Origin of the sequence: Collimonas antrihumi, from assembly GCF_018304965.1 — a bacterium.
Taxonomy (GTDB): Bacteria; Pseudomonadota; Gammaproteobacteria; order Burkholderiales; family Burkholderiaceae_D; genus Collimonas; species Collimonas antrihumi.
This window is the reverse complement of record NZ_JAGQED010000037.1, coordinates 14386-30571: the sequence shown is the minus strand read 5'-3', so window position 1 is coordinate 30571 and position 16186 is coordinate 14386. Positions and strand designations below refer to the sequence as shown.

Below are 16186 nucleotides of genomic sequence, written 5' to 3'. Positions count from 1 at the left end.
GATCAACGGGGATGAGGCTAGGTGCTTTCTGCTTCTTCGGTTTCTTTGTGGTCATTACGTCGGTCATGGAATTTCCCTTTCGGTATTATTTCATAACCCCGTTCACACAGAAAATCTGACAGGCTCAATATTGGCAGCGTTTAAAAAAGCAGCGACGACGAATGATATTGCATACGTAACGAAAAATTGCAAATCTGTGGAGGCCTCAATATCGGTTGCGCCATAGACAGAATCCAACCAATCCAAGAACGACGCGTAGCCGCTGGTCATAAGCGCCGTGCCTATCCATGGCAGTAACATGAAAGCCACCGCTATAACGCACGCCAGCAAATAAAGATAGCGCCAATTCTTCATCGTACGGTCAATCTGCCATACGCTTCAAGCGAGGAATCAGGAATTGCAATTGGCGCGGCCCTTCTCAAAATAGATTTAACCCTCTGCCAAGCCATTACATCATTAATCGTCACGCATCCTTTGCTGATCTTTCTCCAACTTGCCGGATGCAATCGAAATTCACCGCGCCTAACCATATCGCAAAACATTTCATCGTCAATCTTGTTGTCGATAGCATAGAGCGCAAACCAATCTGTAATCAAGCTGGCCCCCCGAAGTAGTTATTTATTTATCAACCATTCAGTGTATCAGGAAGATTTAACATTAACAAATTGATAATTTAATGATGTGACACTATCCGAGCCATTTACGGATTTGGTTTTCCTTTCAAAGCGGCATCAAGGTGCAAAGCAGAAGCGGTTTCCCTCTAAGTCGTTATGGCATCGAACGGCAATTTGCGCAGACGTTTTCCGGACAACGCAGCGACAGCGTTAGCGATGGCTGGCGCAATCGGCGGCACCGGCGGTTCGCCGACTCCCGTCGGCGTATCAGCGCTGGGCACCACATGGACATCGACTACCGGACAACTGCCCATATACGCCGGCGTGTAATCGGAAAAATTGGATTGCTGCACGACGCCGTTTTTCAGCGTGATCTGATTGCCGGGCAAGGTGGTGGAGATGCCGAACACCACGCCGCCCTGGATTTGCGCTTCGATGGTGCGCGGGTTGATCGCCATATTGCAATGCACGCCCGCCGTCACGCGATGCACCTGCGGCCGGCCTTCGTGCAGCGACACTTCCACCACGTAGGCAATCGAAGTGTTAAAGCCATGATGCACGGCGACGCCCCAAGCCTGACCCGCAGGCAGCTTGCGTTTGCCATAGCCGGAACGCGCCACCGCCAGCTCCAGCGCTTGCTTGCTGCGCTTGGCCGATTTGTCGAACAGGCTGACACGGTACTCGACCGGATCGCGCCCGACCGAGCGGGCGATTTCGTCGACCAGGGTTTCCATGACAAACGCGTTGTGGCTATGACCCACCGAGCGATACCATAGCACCGGCACGTTGGCCTTCATATTGTGCACCGACAGCGCCAGGTTCGGAATCGCGTAGTGTGATTCCAGCACGCCTTCGGTCATGGTGCCGTCGACGCCGTCCTTCACCAGAAACGATTCAAACGGGCTGCCGGTCAATATCGACTGGCCGGCAATCACGTGCTCCCAGGCCGCGATCTTGCCGCGTCCGTCGTATCCGATGCGCACCCGGTGCACATGCATCGGCCGGTAATAACCGCTCTTGATATCGTCTTCGCGGGAATACATGATCTTGACCGGCGTGCCGCGCATGACCTTGGCCACATACGCCGCCTCTACCGCATTCTCGGATTCCGGCATGGCGCGCCGGCCAAAACCGCCGCCGGCCATCATGGTGTTGAATTCGACCTTGCCGACAGGGATGCCCAGCACCTTGGCGATCGCTTGCCGGTCCATCGATTGAAACTGCGATCCGGCCCAGACCGTGCAGGCGTCGCCGGTGAAATGCACCGTCATGTTGAGCGGCTCCATCGGTGTGTGCGCCAGATAGGGAAACTCGAAGATGGCGTCGATGATCTTGGGCGAGCCGGCTAACGCTGAGATATCCGCTTTGGTAGCCGCCGTGCCGGGCTTCATCACCGCCTCCCGATAGGTCGCGAACAACTGCTCCGAACTGACCGCCTCCACCCCGTTCACGTCCCACTCGATATTCAACGCGTCGCGCGCTTTCTTCGCTATCCAGTAGCCGTCCGCCACCACCACTACGCTCTGGCCGCCGCGAATCCCTGGAATGGTGAATATCTTGCGTACGCCGGGGATTGCTTTGGCGGCACTATCGTCAAGCTTGGTGATCTTGGCGCCCCACGGCACGGCCCGTGCCAGCATCGCCACTTTCATGCCGGGCAGATCAACATCGATGCCGAATTTCTGCTGGCCGCTAGACTTGGCGAACGTATCCAGCCGCGGCGTCGCCTTGCCAATGATGGTGAACTGCTTTGGATCTTTCAACTGCACCTTGTCCGGCACCGGCAACGACATCGCCGCATTGGCGACCGATCCATAACTCAGGCGCTGGCCGCCTGGGCCGATGATGACTCCTTTCGCGGTTTTACATTTGGCCGGGTCGACCTTCCACTCGCTGGCGGCAGCAGCCACCAGCATGCTGCGGGCGCGCGCGCCGACTTCACGGTACTGCTGGAAACTGTGGGCGACACTGGTCGAGCCGCCGACCATCTGCATGCCGAATGCGGGATCGCGGAATACGTCTTCGCCCTTGGCCAATTCACCTCGCACATTGGCCCAGTCGCAATCAAGCTCCTCTGCCAGCAGCATCGGCAACGCGGTCAGCGTGCCTTGGCCGATATCGACTTTGGATACCTGCACCACCACGCTATTGTCCGGCCCGACCCGCAAGAAGGCATTCGGTTGATAGACTTTGGCGGCGGCAGTCTGGGCGCCGGCCACCCGTCCCAAGCCTGGAATGAAGAAACCGAGAACCAGCCCGGCGCCGGTAACGGCGGATGCCTGGAGAAATTTGCGGCGCGATTTTTTTAGCGTTGCCGAATCAGAATCTGGATTTGCCACGCGGATTTCGAAAGACATGATGGCACCCCTACGCTAAAGAATCAGATGCATCCAGCACCGCAGCCTTGATGCGCTGGTAGGCGCCGCAGCGGCAGAGGTTGCCGCCCATCGCCGCTACCACTTCAGCCTCGCTCGGATGGCGTTTCTTTTTGAGAAAATCCACTGCGGTCATGACTTGTCCGCTCTGGCAATACCCGCATTGCGGCACATCATGCTTGATCCACGCGGCTTGCACCGCTTTGCCGACTGGATCGGCGGCGACCGCTTCGATAGTTGTCACCGGCTGTTGCCCCACCGCAGACACGGGATAAGAGCAAGAACGCACCGCGTTGCCGCCGACATGCACGGTACACGCACCGCAGGCGGCGATACCGCAACCGAATTTACTGCCAGTCAGTTTGAGATTTTCGCGTAGCACCCACAATAAAGGGGTATCTGCCGCGACGTCGACTTCTACTGTAAGTCCGTTCACCTGAAGGCTAATCATTGCGATTTCTCCAAAAGAGTTGCGGCTAAATTCTTACGCTAGATGCTTGGACTAGTTGTTATATAGCTATATGGCTGCTTCATTACTATAGGCAGCGAAAAATTAAAAAACAAAGACCAGTTCGACTTCACATTGATATTTACCGAATTTAAAAGCAAGCAGCGGGGTGCAGGAAGCCGCAGCTGCCTTTAAACTACGCTCTACTATCTGACGAGATTATCACCATGAATTTGTTCCGTTTATTTTTACATCGGATCGCATCGCCCATCGGCGTCATCCTGCTGGTCACCGATACCCAGGATCGCGTGCGCGCCCTGGATTTCGACGATTATGAACCACGTATGCGCAGCTTGCTGACTACCCATTACGGTCATTACAACCTGAGCCCCGCCACCACTCCGTCCAGCGCGGAACCGGCACTGCAACGATATTTCGCAGGTGAACTCGATGCGCTGAAAGATATCGAGGTCGCCACCAACGGCACCGGTTTCCAGCAACGCGTATGGGCCGCACTGCGCCAGATTCCGCCGGCCCGGATGACCACTTACGGCAAGCTCGCCTTGCAGCTGGGCGAACACAACGGCGCCGCCCGCGCGGTAGGCAGCGCCAACGCCACCAATCCGATCGCCATCATCGTCCCTTGCCATCGGGTCGTGGGCGCGAACGGCAAGCTGACCGGATTTGCCGGCGGACTGGAGCGCAAGGCCTGGCTGCTAGGCCATGAACGTGCCGAAGCCGGCGATCCGGAAAGCTTGCGCTTGCCCGGCTTCTAGGGCCGGTTTCTAAATCCGATTACCGCCGCTGTCCGGCGCCTTGCTCGGCAGCAGCCAGCGCGGGAAACCAACTGCGGTTTTGAACAAGCAATGGCGATAACCCATCTGGCCGCTGATCAGGCCGGCGAAATCGTGGTTGATGTGCTGATTCAACACCAGATGCGAGAAAGCCAGTTTCGGAAAACGGTAGATCAGGCGCGCCATCCATGCAGCGGCGCGCAGCTCTGGCAGCAACTCGCGGCGCAGCAACCGGCTATATAGCCCTGAAGCGACACCTGATGCACCAACACCATCGGCAGCAATCGCCCTGGCAGCGATGGTGGCGCTTTTCAGCGCAAAATAAATCCCTTCGCCAAACAAGGCTTCCGCCAGGCCGGCTGCGTCTCCCAGCAGCCAGACCCGGCCGCACTGGAACACATTGCGACGATTCTTCAACGGGATGATGTAGCCTTGGTATTCGACCCGCAGCGGCTGCTGCAAGCTGGCGTATGCCGCGGTGAAGCGATCCAGATGCTGACGCAATGCGGCGCCGCCGAAAGGTGAGTACACACCTACATTGAAATGATCACGCTTCGGAAAGATCCAGCCGTAGCCGCGCGGCATGCCGTCGAAATCGAACAGGGCACGCGCGCCGAATCGCTCCAGCGCCCCTTCAGCCGGCCACACCATGGCTTCCAATGCCGGTACGTAAGCCACCAGATCCTTGCCGAAAAGCTTGTTGCGTACGGTGCTGGCGGCGCCGTCGGCGGCCAGCAGCAAACTGCAGCGCAAGGTACCTTGGCTGGTCACAACGCTGACTGCATCAGCGCTTTCCGTCGCATCGATAAATGCGGTTTCGGCGAGAAAGCGCGCACCTTTGGCGCAGGCACGATCCAGCAATAACTTATCGAACTCGCTGCGGACCACGGTGCAAGCCGCCATCGGTTCGATTTCCTTGATGATGGCGTCGCGGTTGCGGTAATTGAGGATGGCGCCGCCGATTGCCTGATGCATCGCCGGGCCGAGGTCGAAACCCAGCAGATCCATTGCTTTGCGCGACAAACCTCCGCCACATACCTTGACGCGCGGAAAAGCCTGCTTGTCGATGATAGTCACCTGCAAGCCCTGCTCCGCCAGCAGATAAGCCAGATGCGAGCCGGCCGGCCCGGCGCCGACAATCAGCACATCGGTCATTCCTGGACTTCCTGACGACTTCATCAGCAGCGCCTCGCAAATAATCACTGGCCGGCTATCCATCTTGCCCGGCAGAATCGTTAGCATAGCAAAAAAAGAGGTTCTTCACGGATTACCGATAAATAACGGTAAAAACAGAAAGAAAGTAGGGTGTGTAAGAGCAAAGTAGTAATGTCCGCTTCTAGCAAAGTAGAAATGTCCGCTTTTTGCTAGTTAGTTCATGCTGTCGATTCCGAACATTTGGAGTCCAGTGTGAGCAGAACCGGGAGCATTACGATGCAGGAGTTGGATCGCCAATAAAGCGAAAATCAATGATGTTAGGTGGAGTTAACACGAGTGACGAAAATGAACCAGTTGACTACATAGCGCCCAACGTCGCTGAATCCACCAAATCTAGTTTTCTATCAAAGAGGTAGATGCCGAGCATCTCTTCTTGCGGTATGTCATCCGTCATGAATAACAGATAAAAATTATTCCAGCTAACGGCTGCCTCAAGAATAGCGCCGGACACGATTTTTCCTGTCGGCGCTCCATCGATCACTATTTCGCTCTTCGGCAATTCGCTTGCAGAGCCATCTCTAATAATCTTGATGGTTAATTCTTGAGATGCCAAGTTTCGCATGATGACCGTCCTTTACCCAAAATAGCTAGCACCGAAGGCAGCTAGTGCGCCGCCGACAAATGCTCCTGCCGACACGCACACCGGTCAGACCCGCGCCACTCCATCCGGGAAATACAAACTGAACCGAATCAGCCCTTCATGCGAACAAGCCACATCCGCACCACCCCCATGCACCAGCATGATGGCGCGGACAATGGCCAGGCCCAGGCCATTCGATTCGGTATATTCGCTGCGTGATTTATCGCCACGGTAAAAACGGTCGAACAGGCGATCCAGCTGCTCTTGCGGGATCGGATCGCCCTGGTTTTCCACGTCGACCTGAATGCCCTCCCCTTGCGCCCGGCCACTAAGCCGGACCGTACTGCCTGGCTGCGCATAACGCACCGCATTGACTACCAGGTTACTCACAGCGCGCCGCTACTCCGGCTCAGGCGTTGTAATTCTTCCAGGTTCGATTCCAGCACTTGCTGGTACTCGGCGGCGTTGCGCACCTTGCCCAAGGTTACCTGGGTCTGCCCCATCAGCGCGCCGATCGGGGTCCTTATCTCATGCGCCAGATCGGCGGAAAACTGCGACAGATGTTCATAGCCGTCGGCCAGCCGGTCCAGCATCGCATTGAACGATGACGCCAGCCGGCGCAACTCTTGCGGCGCATCTTCTTCCCGCAACCGTACCACGATATTGGTCGGGCTGACTTCGGCGGCGCGCTCGGCCATCGCCTTCAACGGCAGAAAGCCGCGCTTGAGCACCAGAAAGCCCAGTAGCGCCGTCAGCAGCACCGAAACTGCCGCTGCCGCGATCACTTGCCAGTAATAGCGTGCCAGGATATGCGACTCCTGAGTCATCACATGGGCGCCGGAGATCGACGGCGACACCTATAAACTGGAAGTCTCCGTCCTGGTGCGCGACAAGCGCAGCTGGAACCTGACGCAATTGCGCGCATTGCCGCAAGAATCCCAAGCACATCGCCGCCATCTTCGTCGCCAATGAGAATCCGGGCGGTTATTGGGAACGTCAAGGGTATAACTGGTTTAGCGGCTCATGAACGAATCTTCATTCACCGCGCTCGGTGCAGCAAGGGCAGGAGCGATGCTGATTCATTAAATGTGGTTGACTTGGGTCTTCATCATCATGCGTTAATGTTTGCATGAATGCGGTTAGTGATTTTTCCATGCTGGCGAGCAGATCGGGTGGCGCAGGCGGGCTGGATTTGTAAGGCAGGACGAGTTTTTGGCGTGATGTCATGGATACCGAGTGTCTCGGTTCAGGCCGGTAGCGTCAAACGACAAATTTTCAAGTTTGCATGAGCGGAATTCAAGTAGGGTGGGCAAGGTTTTTTGCCCACGCGTGACCTCAAATGCAACGATACGCTTGTGGTGATAACGCGTGGGCAAAAAACCTTGCCCACCCTTCTCTAATCGCTAACGGTGCTTATGCAATCAAACCGCGTTTGGCGAGCATCGGCTCTACCTTCGGATCGCGGCCGCGGAATGCGCGGAATGCCACGGCCGGATCTTGTTTGTTACCGGAACTGTAGATATAACGCTGCAAACGCTCGGCAATCTTTTGCTCGAACGGATCGCCGGCTTCGATGAAGGCATCGTAAGCATCGGCATCCAGCACTTCTGCCCACATGTACACGTAGTAACCGGCGGCATAATCCGCACCGCTGAACAAATGCTGGAAGTGGGACAGATGATGACGCTGGCCTATATCTTCCGGTATGCCCAACAGTTGGCATTGCTGCGCTTCGAAGGCGGCGATATCTACCTTGCTGCCGTTCGGCAGCGAGTGCAAGGCCATATCAATCAGGGCCGGGCCGGCATACATGATGGTGGCCCAGGCCTGGTCGAACTGGCGCGCGCGTTTCAGCTTCTCCAACAACGCTGGCGGCATCGCCTCGCCGCTTTGGTAATGACGGGCGTGGCGCTGCAGTACGACTTCTTCTTCAGCCCAGTTCTCGAAAATCTGCGAAGGCAACTCAACGTAATCCTGCAATACCTGGGTGCCGGCCAGGCGTTCGTATTTCACTTGCGACAATAATCCATGCAAGCCGTGGCCGAACTCGTGGAACAAGGTGCGGACGTCGTCGAAACTCAGCAATGTAGTTTCCGCCCCGGCGAAATTATTGTTGTTGATGACCACCGGCAGCGTGCCGCCGTCGTGGCCGGACTGGCTGCGGAAAATATGCATCCAGGCGCCGCTACGCTTACTGGCGCGGGCGTAGTTGTCGCCGATGAACAAGCCGATCAACGCATTGTCGCGATTGCGTACTTCCCACAGGCGCGCATCGGCATGATGCAGCGCGACGCCGTGCTGCTCGACGAAGCTGATGCCAAACAAACGCTGAGCGCAATCGAACATGGCGCCGATCATGTTTTCCAGCGCAAAGTACGGCTTCAACTCGGCATCGTCGAGATCGTAGCGCGCCTGCCGGACTTTCTCCGCCAGATAACGCCAGTCCCAGGCTGCGATCGGCGTCGGCTGGCCCAGGCTGCGCGCCATTTCGGTCAGCGCCGCGCGGTCGTCGGCAGCTTTGGTCTTGGCCGGTTCCCATACTTTGCCGAGCAAGGCCGATACTGCTTCCGGTTTGCCGGCCATGCGGTCGATCAATTGGTAATCGGCGTAAGTCGGATAACCGTGCAACTGTGCCTGTTCCTGGCGCAGAGTCATGATTTCAGCGGCAACCGGACGATTGTCGTGAGCGCCAGCATGGGCGCCGCGCGCTACCCGGCCTCGCCACACCGCTTGCCGCAGATCGCGCCGGTCGGAGAACGTCAGGAAAGGTTCGGCCAGCGATGGCGACAAGGTAATCACATGGCTATTCTCCGGCAAGCCGCGCTGCTGCGCTGCCGCTTTGGCAGAGGCACGCAGGAAATCGGGCAAGCCGGCCAGCGCGGCTTCGTCTTCCAGCACCAGGGTAAAACTGGATTCGTCGGCCAGCACGTTTTGCGTGAACTCGGTGCTCAAGGCGGCCAGCCGTTCGGTCAAGGCGCTATAGCGTGCCCGTGATTGCGGCGGCAGGTTGGCGCCGGCGCGTACGAAATCCAGATGGATGCGTTCCAGCAAGCGCAATTGCTCCGGATCCAGGTCCAGCTCGGCGCGCTTTGCATGCAGTGCGGCGATCCGTGCAAACAAGCCGGCATGCAGGTAGATAGCATTTTTGTGCGCCGCCAGCCGCGGCGCCAGTTCAACTTCGACAGCTTGCAGGGCTGGCGAGGTTTCGCTCGCGGTCAGGTTCTCGAACAGCAGGCTGATGCGGCTGTTCAGGCGTCCCGAGGCGTCGAAGGCGGCCAGCGTGTTGGCAAAATCTGGCGCTGCGGGCTGGTTGGCAATCGCATCGATTTCAGCCAGGTGTGCAGGTAGCGCAACTTCAAATGCGGGTACAAAATGTTTCGCCCTTACCTGATCGAACGGCGGCAATCCATAAGAGGTATTCCAGTCTTGCAACAGCGGGTTGATGGCTTGAGCATCTGTCATGGCTAGCATCCGGACTAAAGAAGAGGATGCTATTGTAGCGCCGTATGTGAATCTTTAACTTGCTGCCGTTTCAGATAACTGCGCTCGTCGCTCACGTCACAATGCCTCGCGTTCGTCTTGCTCGTACTCACCTTTGGCTTCGGCTATAAAATCCGGTCCGAATTTCGCGAACTTCTTCAAGACTCCCACCAAAGTTCGTTCAGCGGGACGAATCCGTAACTCATCGCCGACACGCTCTATCACCAGATCAATGTCCGTGCGCTCATAGGCAAGATCGTCTGGAATATGAATGGCCTGGGAGCTCTCGTTTTTAAAAATCTTTGTGGTTCGCATGCTAAACACCGCTTGGAGACATATGATTCATGCACTTTAGTCTACATCAATCTCATAAGCCCAGATCGCTCAATCCCGGATGATCATCCGGACGCCGCCCGAGAGGCCAGTGGTATTTACGCTCGGATTCCTTGATCGGCAGGTCGTTGATACTGGCATAACGCCTGTGCATCAAGCCGTTTTCAGCGAACTCCCAATTCTCGTTGCCGTAGGAACGAAACCAGTTGCCGGCGACATCGTGACACTCGTACCCAAAACGCACGGCGATGCGGTTGCCGTCGAAAGCCCACAATTCCTTGATCAGCCGGTACTCCAGTTCACGTTCCCACTTACGTGTCAGGAACTGCACGATCTGCTCGCGGCCTTGCGGAAATTCGGAACGATTGCGCCAGATGGTGTCGACCGTGTAGGCCAGCGACACCCGCTGCGGATCGCGGGTGTTCCAGCCGTCTTCCGCCATCCTTACTTTCTGTATCGCGGTCTCCCGGGTGAAAGGCGGGAACGGCGGACGGGCTTCGCTGGTTTGGCTCATGGCATGACTCCTCGGTCGGATTTTGAATGGTAACCACAAAATGCAAATCCTGCTGGCGGCCATGCTGATGACCATTTGAGCATTTTCGGGCCGGCAAAGCGCCTCGTTGAGATAAGGGATAAAGTGTCGGCTTGAATTTTTAAAGACACTTCAACATGGCAGAACCGCAATCCACCAAACTCAGCTCCGGCCTGGTAATCATGATGTCCATCGCCACCGGCGTCGCGGTGGCCAGCAATTATTACGCGCAACCCCTGCTGCACACCATCGCCTCACGTTTTGGCATCTCCAACGGCAGCGCCGGCCTGATCGTTACCGTCGCCCAGTTGGGTTATGCCTTTGGCCTGATGCTGCTGGTGCCGCTGGCAGACATGGTCGAGCGCAAGCGGCTGATCGTCGTGATGACCTTGCTGTCCGCCTGCGGACTGCTGATTACCGCCGCCGCGCAAAGCATCGTGTTCGTTTTGATAGGGACCGCGCTGACCGGCTTGTTTTCAGTGGTATCGCAAGTGCTGGTGCCATTTGCCGCGACACTGGCGGCGCCGCAAGAGCGTGGCAAAGTGGTCGGGCACGTGATGACCGGCCTGCTGCTGGGCATCTTGCTGGCGCGTACCGTTGCCGGTTATTTGTCGGCGCTGGGCGGCTGGCAGACGGTGTACTGGTTCGGCGCCGCATTGATGATCGTCACGGCGATTGTGCTCGGGCGAGCCTTGCCGCGTCATCATCAGACACAGCATCTCAACTATCCGCGCTTGCTGGCATCGATCCTGACCTTGTTCGTGGAAGAGCCGGTATTGCGCACCCGCGCCTTGATAGGCGGGATCATCTTTGCCGTGTTCAGCGTGCTCTGGACTTCAATCTCTTTCCTGCTTGCGGCCGCGCCTTTCAATTATTCCGACGGCACCATCGGCTTGTTCGGACTGGTCGGCGCTGCCGGCGCCATGGCTGCTTCGCCTGCCGGACGGCTGGCGGATCGCGGCCATGCCGGGCGTTCCACCACCATCGGCCTGGGCCTGCTGTTGTTGTCGTGGCTGCCGCTGGTGCTTGCAAAGAGTTCGGTGCTGGGCCTGATCGTCGGCATCTTGCTGCTGGACCTGATGGTGCAGGCGGTACACGTTACCAATCTCAGCGTCATCAATCATCTGCATCCGGAATCCCGCAACCGCCTGACTGCCGGCTACATGACTTGCTACTTCATCGGCGGTGCCTGCGGGTCAGTGCTGTCGACGGCGATGTACGGCTATGCCGGCTGGTTCGGCGTATCGATGACAGGTGCGGGATTGAGCGCAGCCGGGCTGGTTATCTGGTGGGTCCTGGGACGCAACGAGAAAGCTATCCATCACTGATCACCGGCGACCTGTTCTCATGCGCTTTCTTCGACCAGGATTTCCGACAACAGTTTTTTAATCTCTGGAACGCATGAACCGCAATTGCCGCCCGCCTTCAGGCAGGCGGTTACCTCTGCCACGGTAGTCATTCCCTGCTTGCGTACCGCATCGCAAATGGTATTGCGTCCGACTGAAAAGCAGGAGCACACCGTGGCCCCGGTATCGGCGCCCTTCTCAATCGGCTGGCCGATCAACAGGCCGACCCGGTCCGCGTCTTCCAACTGTTCCTTGACGAACAAGCTCGCCAGCCAGGCGCGCGAAGGCAAATCGGGGCGCGGTGACAGGAATACGCAAGCATCGATACGATCATCAACCACATGCACGGCACGATAGATGCCGGCGCTGACATCCTCATATTCCAGCCAGTCGGCATCGGCAGCATCTACTCCAAGCAGTTTGGCGGCCCAGGCGCCATGATCGGCGATCGGGCTGCGGCCAGCCAGTTCGTAGCGATTAAAGCGCCGGCCCTGGATCCGCGTCCAATGCGTGACATCATCCAATACCGGTTGGCTGCGGCTCAGTACGAAACCGTACCAGGCCACCCTGAATTCTTCGACCCGCACCGGCGTGTGTTTGAACTCCGGCTCACCCGAAACCGGATCGACCACCGGATTGACCAAGGCTCCCACCCGCGCATCTGAAGCCGACTGCCCGTTCCAATGAATCGGTACGAAAATGCTGCCACGGGTGATGCCGCCGCCGTGCTGCACTCTTGCCACCATCGCTCCCCAGCGCGTCGAAATGCGCGCCAGCATGCCTTCGCGCACGCCGTACAACAGGGCATCTTGCGGATGCATGTCGACGAAGGATTCCGGCACGTGATCGGCCAACTTGGGCGACTTGCCGGTGCGCGTCATGGTATGCCACTGGTCGCGCACGCGGCCGGTATTGAGACTCAGCGGATATTCGCTGTCGGGTGCGTGCTGCGGCGCCCGAGGTGGTGTGGCGATAAAGCGCGCCTTAGCGTCGGCATGGGCAAAACGGCCATCGGCAAACAGTCGCGCCGTACCCTGTTTTTCACCTGACGATGTGGTGACGATAGGCCATTGCACCGGTTGCAATGCATCGAATCCGGTTTGACCAAGACCGCTCAGGCCGGTCAGGTTGAACAGCCGCCGCTGGCCGTAGGCATCGCCATTACGGAAGGCGCTCAAGCGGGCATGTTCGTCGAACACCTGGTGTACTGCGCTGAAATCGAAACCCGCATAACCCATGCGCTGCGCCACCTGGCACAAGATCTGCCAATCGGCGCGCGCTTCGCCCGGCGCTGTAAGAAATGCACGCTGGCGCGAAATGCGGCGTTCCGAGCTGGTGACCGTGCCATCTTTTTCACCCCAGCCCATGGCTGGCAACAAGACGTGTGCAAAGGCGTTTGTATCGGTTTTTTCAATGATGTCGGACACCACCACCAGCTCACATTTAGCCAATGCGCGCTGGACCTGGTCGGCATCCGGCAGGCTGACCACCGGATTGGTGGCGATGATCCATACCGCCTTGACGCGGCCGGCTTCGATCGCCTGGAACAAGTCCACTGCCTTCAAACCGGGCCGGTCCGCCATGCGCGGCGCTTGCCAGAAATCCTGCACTGTTTCACGATGGCAGGAATTATCCAGATCCATATGCGCCGCCAGCATATTCGCCAGGCCGCCGACTTCACGGCCGCCCATGGCGTTCGGCTGGCCGGTGATCGAAAACGGTCCCATGCCAGGCTTGCCGATGCGCCCGGTCAGCAGATGGCAATTGATGATGCTGTTGACCTTGTCGGTGCCGGATGAGGATTGATTGACGCCTTGCGAGAATGCAGTGACAACTTTTTCATTGGCCGCAAACCATTTGTAGAATGTCTGCAAATCTTGCAAGTCTACCTTGCAAGCTTTAGCCACCGCGGCCAGGTCGCCGCAATCGACTTCGGCCGCTTCGAGCGCAGCAGCCAGGCCATTGGTGTGCGCTTCAACAAAACTGGTATCAGCTGCATCGTGGCGCGCCAGGAAACTGAGCAAGCCGTTGAACAGCCAGACATCGCTGCCGGCCTTCAGCGGCAAGTGCAGATCGGCCAGTTCGCAGGTTGCAGTGCGGCGCGGATCGATCACCACCAGTTTCATCTGCGGCCGCGTCTCCTTGATCTTGGCGATACGCTGAAACAGGATCGGATGGCACCATGCGGTGTTGGAACCGACCAGCACCACCAGATCCGCCAGTTCCAGATCTTCGTAACAAACCGGCACCAGATCGGCGCCGAAGGCACGTTTGTGCCCGGCGACGGCGGACGACATGCACAGGCGCGAATTGGTATCGATGTTGGCGCTGCCGATGTAACCCTTCATCAGCTTGTTGGCAACGTAATAGTCTTCGGTCAGCAACTGGCCCGAGACATACAGCGCGACGGCGTCGGGCCCGTGCTGATCTATGATTGCGCGGAAACCTTGTGCGACTTTATCCAGTGCGGCATCCCATGACACGCGTTGCAATGAGGCTTGATCCCCATCCTGCACCCGCATCTGCGGATACAACAAACGTCCATCCAGATCGACGGTCTCGCCCAATGCCGAACCCTTGACGCACAACCGGCCGGCGTTCGATGCGTGTGTTTCATCGCCCGCAATATCAACCTGGCCGTCGCTGCGCAACGTGGCGCGCACACCGCAGCCGACGCCGCAGTATGGACAGGTAGTCTTGGTGCCACTTTGTGCATCACCCGGTTTGCAGGCAAGCTGGCTCGCCGCAACCAGAGGAAAGGTCGGGACTGGATTCATGTACGCTCCCGATCAGGCGGCCTGGGCGCATAGCGCCTGGCCGAACAGCAATTGGCTACGCAATGCAGAAATATCGGTACGGTTCTGGATCATCTCGAAATACCAGGGACCATCCTTGACGTCGCCATACAGCACTGCGCCGACGATATGCGGCCCGTTGATCACCAGCCGTTTATAGATACCGCGACGCGGATCGCGCAACACCAGATCTTCGCTGCCCTCGCCGCCTATAAAATCGCCGGCGGAATACAGGTCGACCCCGGTGACCTTGAGTTTGGTGGCGGTGGCTTGCTGCACATAACGCCGATGGCCGGCGCCGGCCAGATGGGCGCCGCAGACGCGCGCCTGTTCCCAGATCGGCGCCACCAGTCCGAAGGTCGCCATGCGGTGCTGCACACATTCACCCACTGCATAGATGCGCGGATCGTAGGTTTGCAAGGTATCGTCGACCACAATCGCACGTTCGCAATGCAGGCCGGCTTGCTGCGCCAGTTCGATATTGGGACGGACGCCGGCAGTCATGACTACCAGGTCGGCCGGGATTTCCGTGCCATCTTTGAAGCGCACCGCAGTGACTTGTCCGGCGCCGACGATCTCGACAGTCTGAGCGTTCAGTAAAAAGCGCAGCCCCTTTTGTTCCAAAGCCTTCTTCAACAAGATCGCTGCCGACTTGTCGAGTTGCCGTTCCATCAGGCTGTCCATCACATGCACCACCGTGACATCCATGCCTTGCCGCATCAGGCCGTTGGCGGCTTCCAGGCCCAGCAGACCGCCGCCGATCACCACCGCGTGACGATGATTACGCGCCGCCGTCAGCATGGTTTCCACATCCTGGACATCGCGGAAAGCGATCACGCCGAGCAGTTGATGGCCCGGTACCGGGATGATGAACGGCTTGGAGCCGGTCGCCAGCAGCAGCCGGTCATAACGCAACTCAACACCTGCGCGTGAACGCACAATGCGGCGATGCCGGTCGATGCTCGACACCGGATCGCCGGCATGCAACGTGATGCCGTTCTGCCGATACCACTCAGGCGTATTGAGCATGATGTCGTCCATGCTTTTGTCGCCCGCCAGCAGCGGCGATAGCAGGATGCGGTTGTAATTGCCGTGCGGCTCGGCGCCGAACACAGTGATGTCGTACAGATCCGGCGCCAGCTTGAGCAACTCTTCCACCGTGCGCATGCCGGCCATGCCATTGCCGATCACCACCAGCGTCGGCTTTTTGGCGATCGATGATGCAGCGGTGATGGTTTTCGTGTTCATGCGCCTACCCAAACCTTGCCTTCGCTAATGCGGGCCGGATAGGCGCTCACCGAATGTTCCGGCGCTTCCAGGCATTCGCCGGTTTGCAGATCGAAATGGTGCTTGTAGATAGGTGAGGCGACCACGATGCGCTCCCCCAAACTGCCGACCAGGCCGCGCGACAGCACCGCCGCCTCGGCGTTCGGATCGTAATTGCCGATGGCGAATACGCGATGCTCGCCATCGATCACATGGAATACGGCAACCTGCTCGCCGTTGATCAGCGCACAGACGCCGGTATTCGGTACGATGTCGTCCAGCGGACAAACTGCAATCCAGTTACTGCTTTGATGGTCATGATGCATAGGATATTCCTTTAGGGCGATCTCGAATAACTTCTGCTGCGTCTCGGCGACCCCGTCATTCCCGCGCACGCGGGAATCCATT

The 16186-nt window shown here is 58.0% G+C and carries 14 protein-coding genes and 2 pseudogenes; 3 read left to right on the top strand and 13 right to left on the bottom strand.

Annotated features, from left to right (window positions below):
• Positions 1-350 precede the first annotated feature (350 nt).
• From KHU29_RS22580 to KHU29_RS20410, 3 genes are all read right to left on the bottom strand, one after another.
• On the bottom strand, positions 351-530 hold the full coding sequence (locus KHU29_RS22580) for a tlde1 domain-containing protein (RefSeq protein ID WP_425514500.1): 180 nt from the start codon (positions 528-530) through the stop codon (positions 351-353).
• 230 nt (positions 531-760) lie between these two features.
• Positions 761-2971 carry a xanthine dehydrogenase family protein molybdopterin-binding subunit gene (locus KHU29_RS20415; protein ID WP_211455167.1) on the bottom strand — a complete coding sequence of 737 codons (2211 nt, stop codon included), beginning with the start codon at positions 2969-2971 and terminating at the stop codon, positions 761-763.
• Positions 2972-2981: 10 nt separating this feature from the next.
• Positions 2982-3440 carry a (2Fe-2S)-binding protein gene (locus tag KHU29_RS20410; RefSeq protein ID WP_211455166.1) on the bottom strand — a complete coding sequence of 153 codons (459 nt, stop codon included), beginning with the start codon at positions 3438-3440 and terminating at the stop codon, positions 2982-2984.
• A 224-nt stretch (positions 3441-3664) separates the two neighbouring features.
• Between KHU29_RS20410 and KHU29_RS20405 the strand changes: the two genes are divergently transcribed.
• Positions 3665-4213 (top strand): methylated-DNA--[protein]-cysteine S-methyltransferase, encoded by a 549-nt coding sequence (locus tag KHU29_RS20405; RefSeq protein ID WP_211455165.1) that lies wholly within the window; start codon positions 3665-3667, stop codon positions 4211-4213.
• Between the two features lie 9 nt (positions 4214-4222).
• Here the strand turns inward: KHU29_RS20405 and KHU29_RS20400 are convergent, their stop codons facing one another.
• From KHU29_RS20400 to KHU29_RS20390, 3 genes and pseudogenes are all read right to left on the bottom strand, one after another.
• Entirely contained in the window at positions 4223-5473 is a 1251-nt protein-coding gene (locus tag KHU29_RS20400) for a geranylgeranyl reductase family protein (RefSeq protein WP_211455164.1), read from the bottom strand.
• A gap of 271 nt (positions 5474-5744) precedes the next feature.
• A complete protein-coding gene (locus KHU29_RS20395) occupies positions 5745-6008 on the bottom strand; it encodes a hypothetical protein (protein ID WP_211455163.1) in 264 nt (87 codons plus the stop codon).
• Between the two features lie 84 nt (positions 6009-6092).
• A pseudogene (locus tag KHU29_RS20390) lies at positions 6093-6871 on the bottom strand (ATP-binding protein); the annotation flags it as partial.
• Positions 6872-6957: 86 nt separating this feature from the next.
• On the opposite strand from KHU29_RS20390, the pseudogene KHU29_RS22300 reads away from it, so the two are divergent.
• Positions 6958-7053 (top strand): annotated as a pseudogene (locus KHU29_RS22300) (molybdopterin-binding protein); the annotation flags it as partial.
• Between the two features lie 8 nt (positions 7054-7061).
• Here KHU29_RS22300 and KHU29_RS20385 read toward each other — a convergent pair.
• The 4 genes from KHU29_RS20385 to KHU29_RS20370 all read right to left on the bottom strand — a co-directional run bounded on the left by KHU29_RS20385 (position 7062) and on the right by KHU29_RS20370 (position 10353).
• Positions 7062-7253: a hypothetical protein gene (locus tag KHU29_RS20385; protein WP_211455162.1), complete on the bottom strand. Its 192-nt coding sequence runs from the start codon at positions 7251-7253 to the stop codon at positions 7062-7064.
• Between the two features lie 186 nt (positions 7254-7439).
• Complete coding sequence (locus KHU29_RS20380; RefSeq protein WP_246542362.1) at positions 7440-9488, bottom strand: M3 family metallopeptidase; 2049 nt, start codon at positions 9486-9488, stop codon at positions 7440-7442.
• Positions 9489-9584: 96 nt separating this feature from the next.
• The gene (gene vapB / locus KHU29_RS20375; RefSeq protein WP_211455160.1) at positions 9585-9821 is read right to left on the bottom strand and encodes a type II toxin-antitoxin system VapB family antitoxin; all 237 of its coding nucleotides are present in this window, start codon (positions 9819-9821) and stop codon (positions 9585-9587) included.
• Between the two features lie 52 nt (positions 9822-9873).
• Positions 9874-10353, bottom strand: a complete 480-nt coding sequence (locus KHU29_RS20370) for a nuclear transport factor 2 family protein (RefSeq protein WP_211455159.1) — start codon at positions 10351-10353, stop codon at positions 9874-9876.
• Between the two features lie 155 nt (positions 10354-10508).
• Between KHU29_RS20370 and KHU29_RS20365 the strand changes: the two genes are divergently transcribed.
• The gene (locus KHU29_RS20365) at positions 10509-11699 is read left to right on the top strand and encodes an MFS transporter (protein ID WP_211455158.1); all 1191 of its coding nucleotides are present in this window, start codon (positions 10509-10511) and stop codon (positions 11697-11699) included.
• 17 nt (positions 11700-11716) lie between these two features.
• On the opposite strand, the gene KHU29_RS20360 is transcribed toward KHU29_RS20365, so the two are convergent.
• The 3 genes from KHU29_RS20360 to nirD are packed head-to-tail and all read right to left on the bottom strand — an operon-like array spanning position 11717 to position 16104.
• Positions 11717-14494 carry a nitrate reductase gene (locus tag KHU29_RS20360; protein ID WP_246542360.1) on the bottom strand — a complete coding sequence of 926 codons (2778 nt, stop codon included), beginning with the start codon at positions 14492-14494 and terminating at the stop codon, positions 11717-11719.
• A 12-nt stretch (positions 14495-14506) separates the two neighbouring features.
• Positions 14507-15760: an NAD(P)/FAD-dependent oxidoreductase gene (locus KHU29_RS20355; protein WP_211455157.1), complete on the bottom strand. Its 1254-nt coding sequence runs from the start codon at positions 15758-15760 to the stop codon at positions 14507-14509.
• On the bottom strand, positions 15757-16104 hold the full coding sequence (gene nirD / locus KHU29_RS20350) for a nitrite reductase small subunit NirD (protein ID WP_211455156.1): 348 nt from the start codon (positions 16102-16104) through the stop codon (positions 15757-15759). The genes KHU29_RS20355 and nirD overlap by 4 nt, the downstream gene beginning before the upstream one ends.
• Positions 16105-16186: the final 82 nt, after the last annotated feature.

Bases quoted from the DNA above. Each gene is read 5' to 3' on its own strand.
- nirD (WP_211455156.1), bottom strand. From the start codon at position 16,104: ATGCATCATGACCATCAAAGCAGTAACTGGATTGCAGTTTGTCCGCTG.
- KHU29_RS20380 (WP_246542362.1), bottom strand. From the start codon at position 9,488: ATGACAGATGCTCAAGCCATCAACCCGCTGTTGCAAGACTGGAATACC.
- KHU29_RS20415 (WP_211455167.1), bottom strand. From the start codon at position 2,971: ATGTCTTTCGAAATCCGCGTGGCAAATCCAGATTCTGATTCGGCAACG.
- vapB (WP_211455160.1), bottom strand. From the start codon at position 9,821: ATGCGAACCACAAAGATTTTTAAAAACGAGAGCTCCCAGGCCATTCAT.
- KHU29_RS20360 (WP_246542360.1), bottom strand. From the start codon at position 14,494: ATGAATCCAGTCCCGACCTTTCCTCTGGTTGCGGCGAGCCAGCTTGCC.
- KHU29_RS20370 (WP_211455159.1), bottom strand. From the start codon at position 10,353: ATGAGCCAAACCAGCGAAGCCCGTCCGCCGTTCCCGCCTTTCACCCGG.
- KHU29_RS20365 (WP_211455158.1), top strand. From the start codon at position 10,509: ATGGCAGAACCGCAATCCACCAAACTCAGCTCCGGCCTGGTAATCATG.
- KHU29_RS20400 (WP_211455164.1), bottom strand. From the start codon at position 5,473: ATGCTAACGATTCTGCCGGGCAAGATGGATAGCCGGCCAGTGATTATT.
- KHU29_RS20405 (WP_211455165.1), top strand. From the start codon at position 3,665: ATGAATTTGTTCCGTTTATTTTTACATCGGATCGCATCGCCCATCGGC.
- KHU29_RS20385 (WP_211455162.1), bottom strand. From the start codon at position 7,253: ATGACATCACGCCAAAAACTCGTCCTGCCTTACAAATCCAGCCCGCCT.
- KHU29_RS20410 (WP_211455166.1), bottom strand. From the start codon at position 3,440: ATGATTAGCCTTCAGGTGAACGGACTTACAGTAGAAGTCGACGTCGCG.
- KHU29_RS20355 (WP_211455157.1), bottom strand. From the start codon at position 15,760: ATGAACACGAAAACCATCACCGCTGCATCATCGATCGCCAAAAAGCCG.
- KHU29_RS20395 (WP_211455163.1), bottom strand. From the start codon at position 6,008: ATGCGAAACTTGGCATCTCAAGAATTAACCATCAAGATTATTAGAGAT.
- KHU29_RS22580 (WP_425514500.1), bottom strand. From the start codon at position 530: ATGGTTAGGCGCGGTGAATTTCGATTGCATCCGGCAAGTTGGAGAAAG.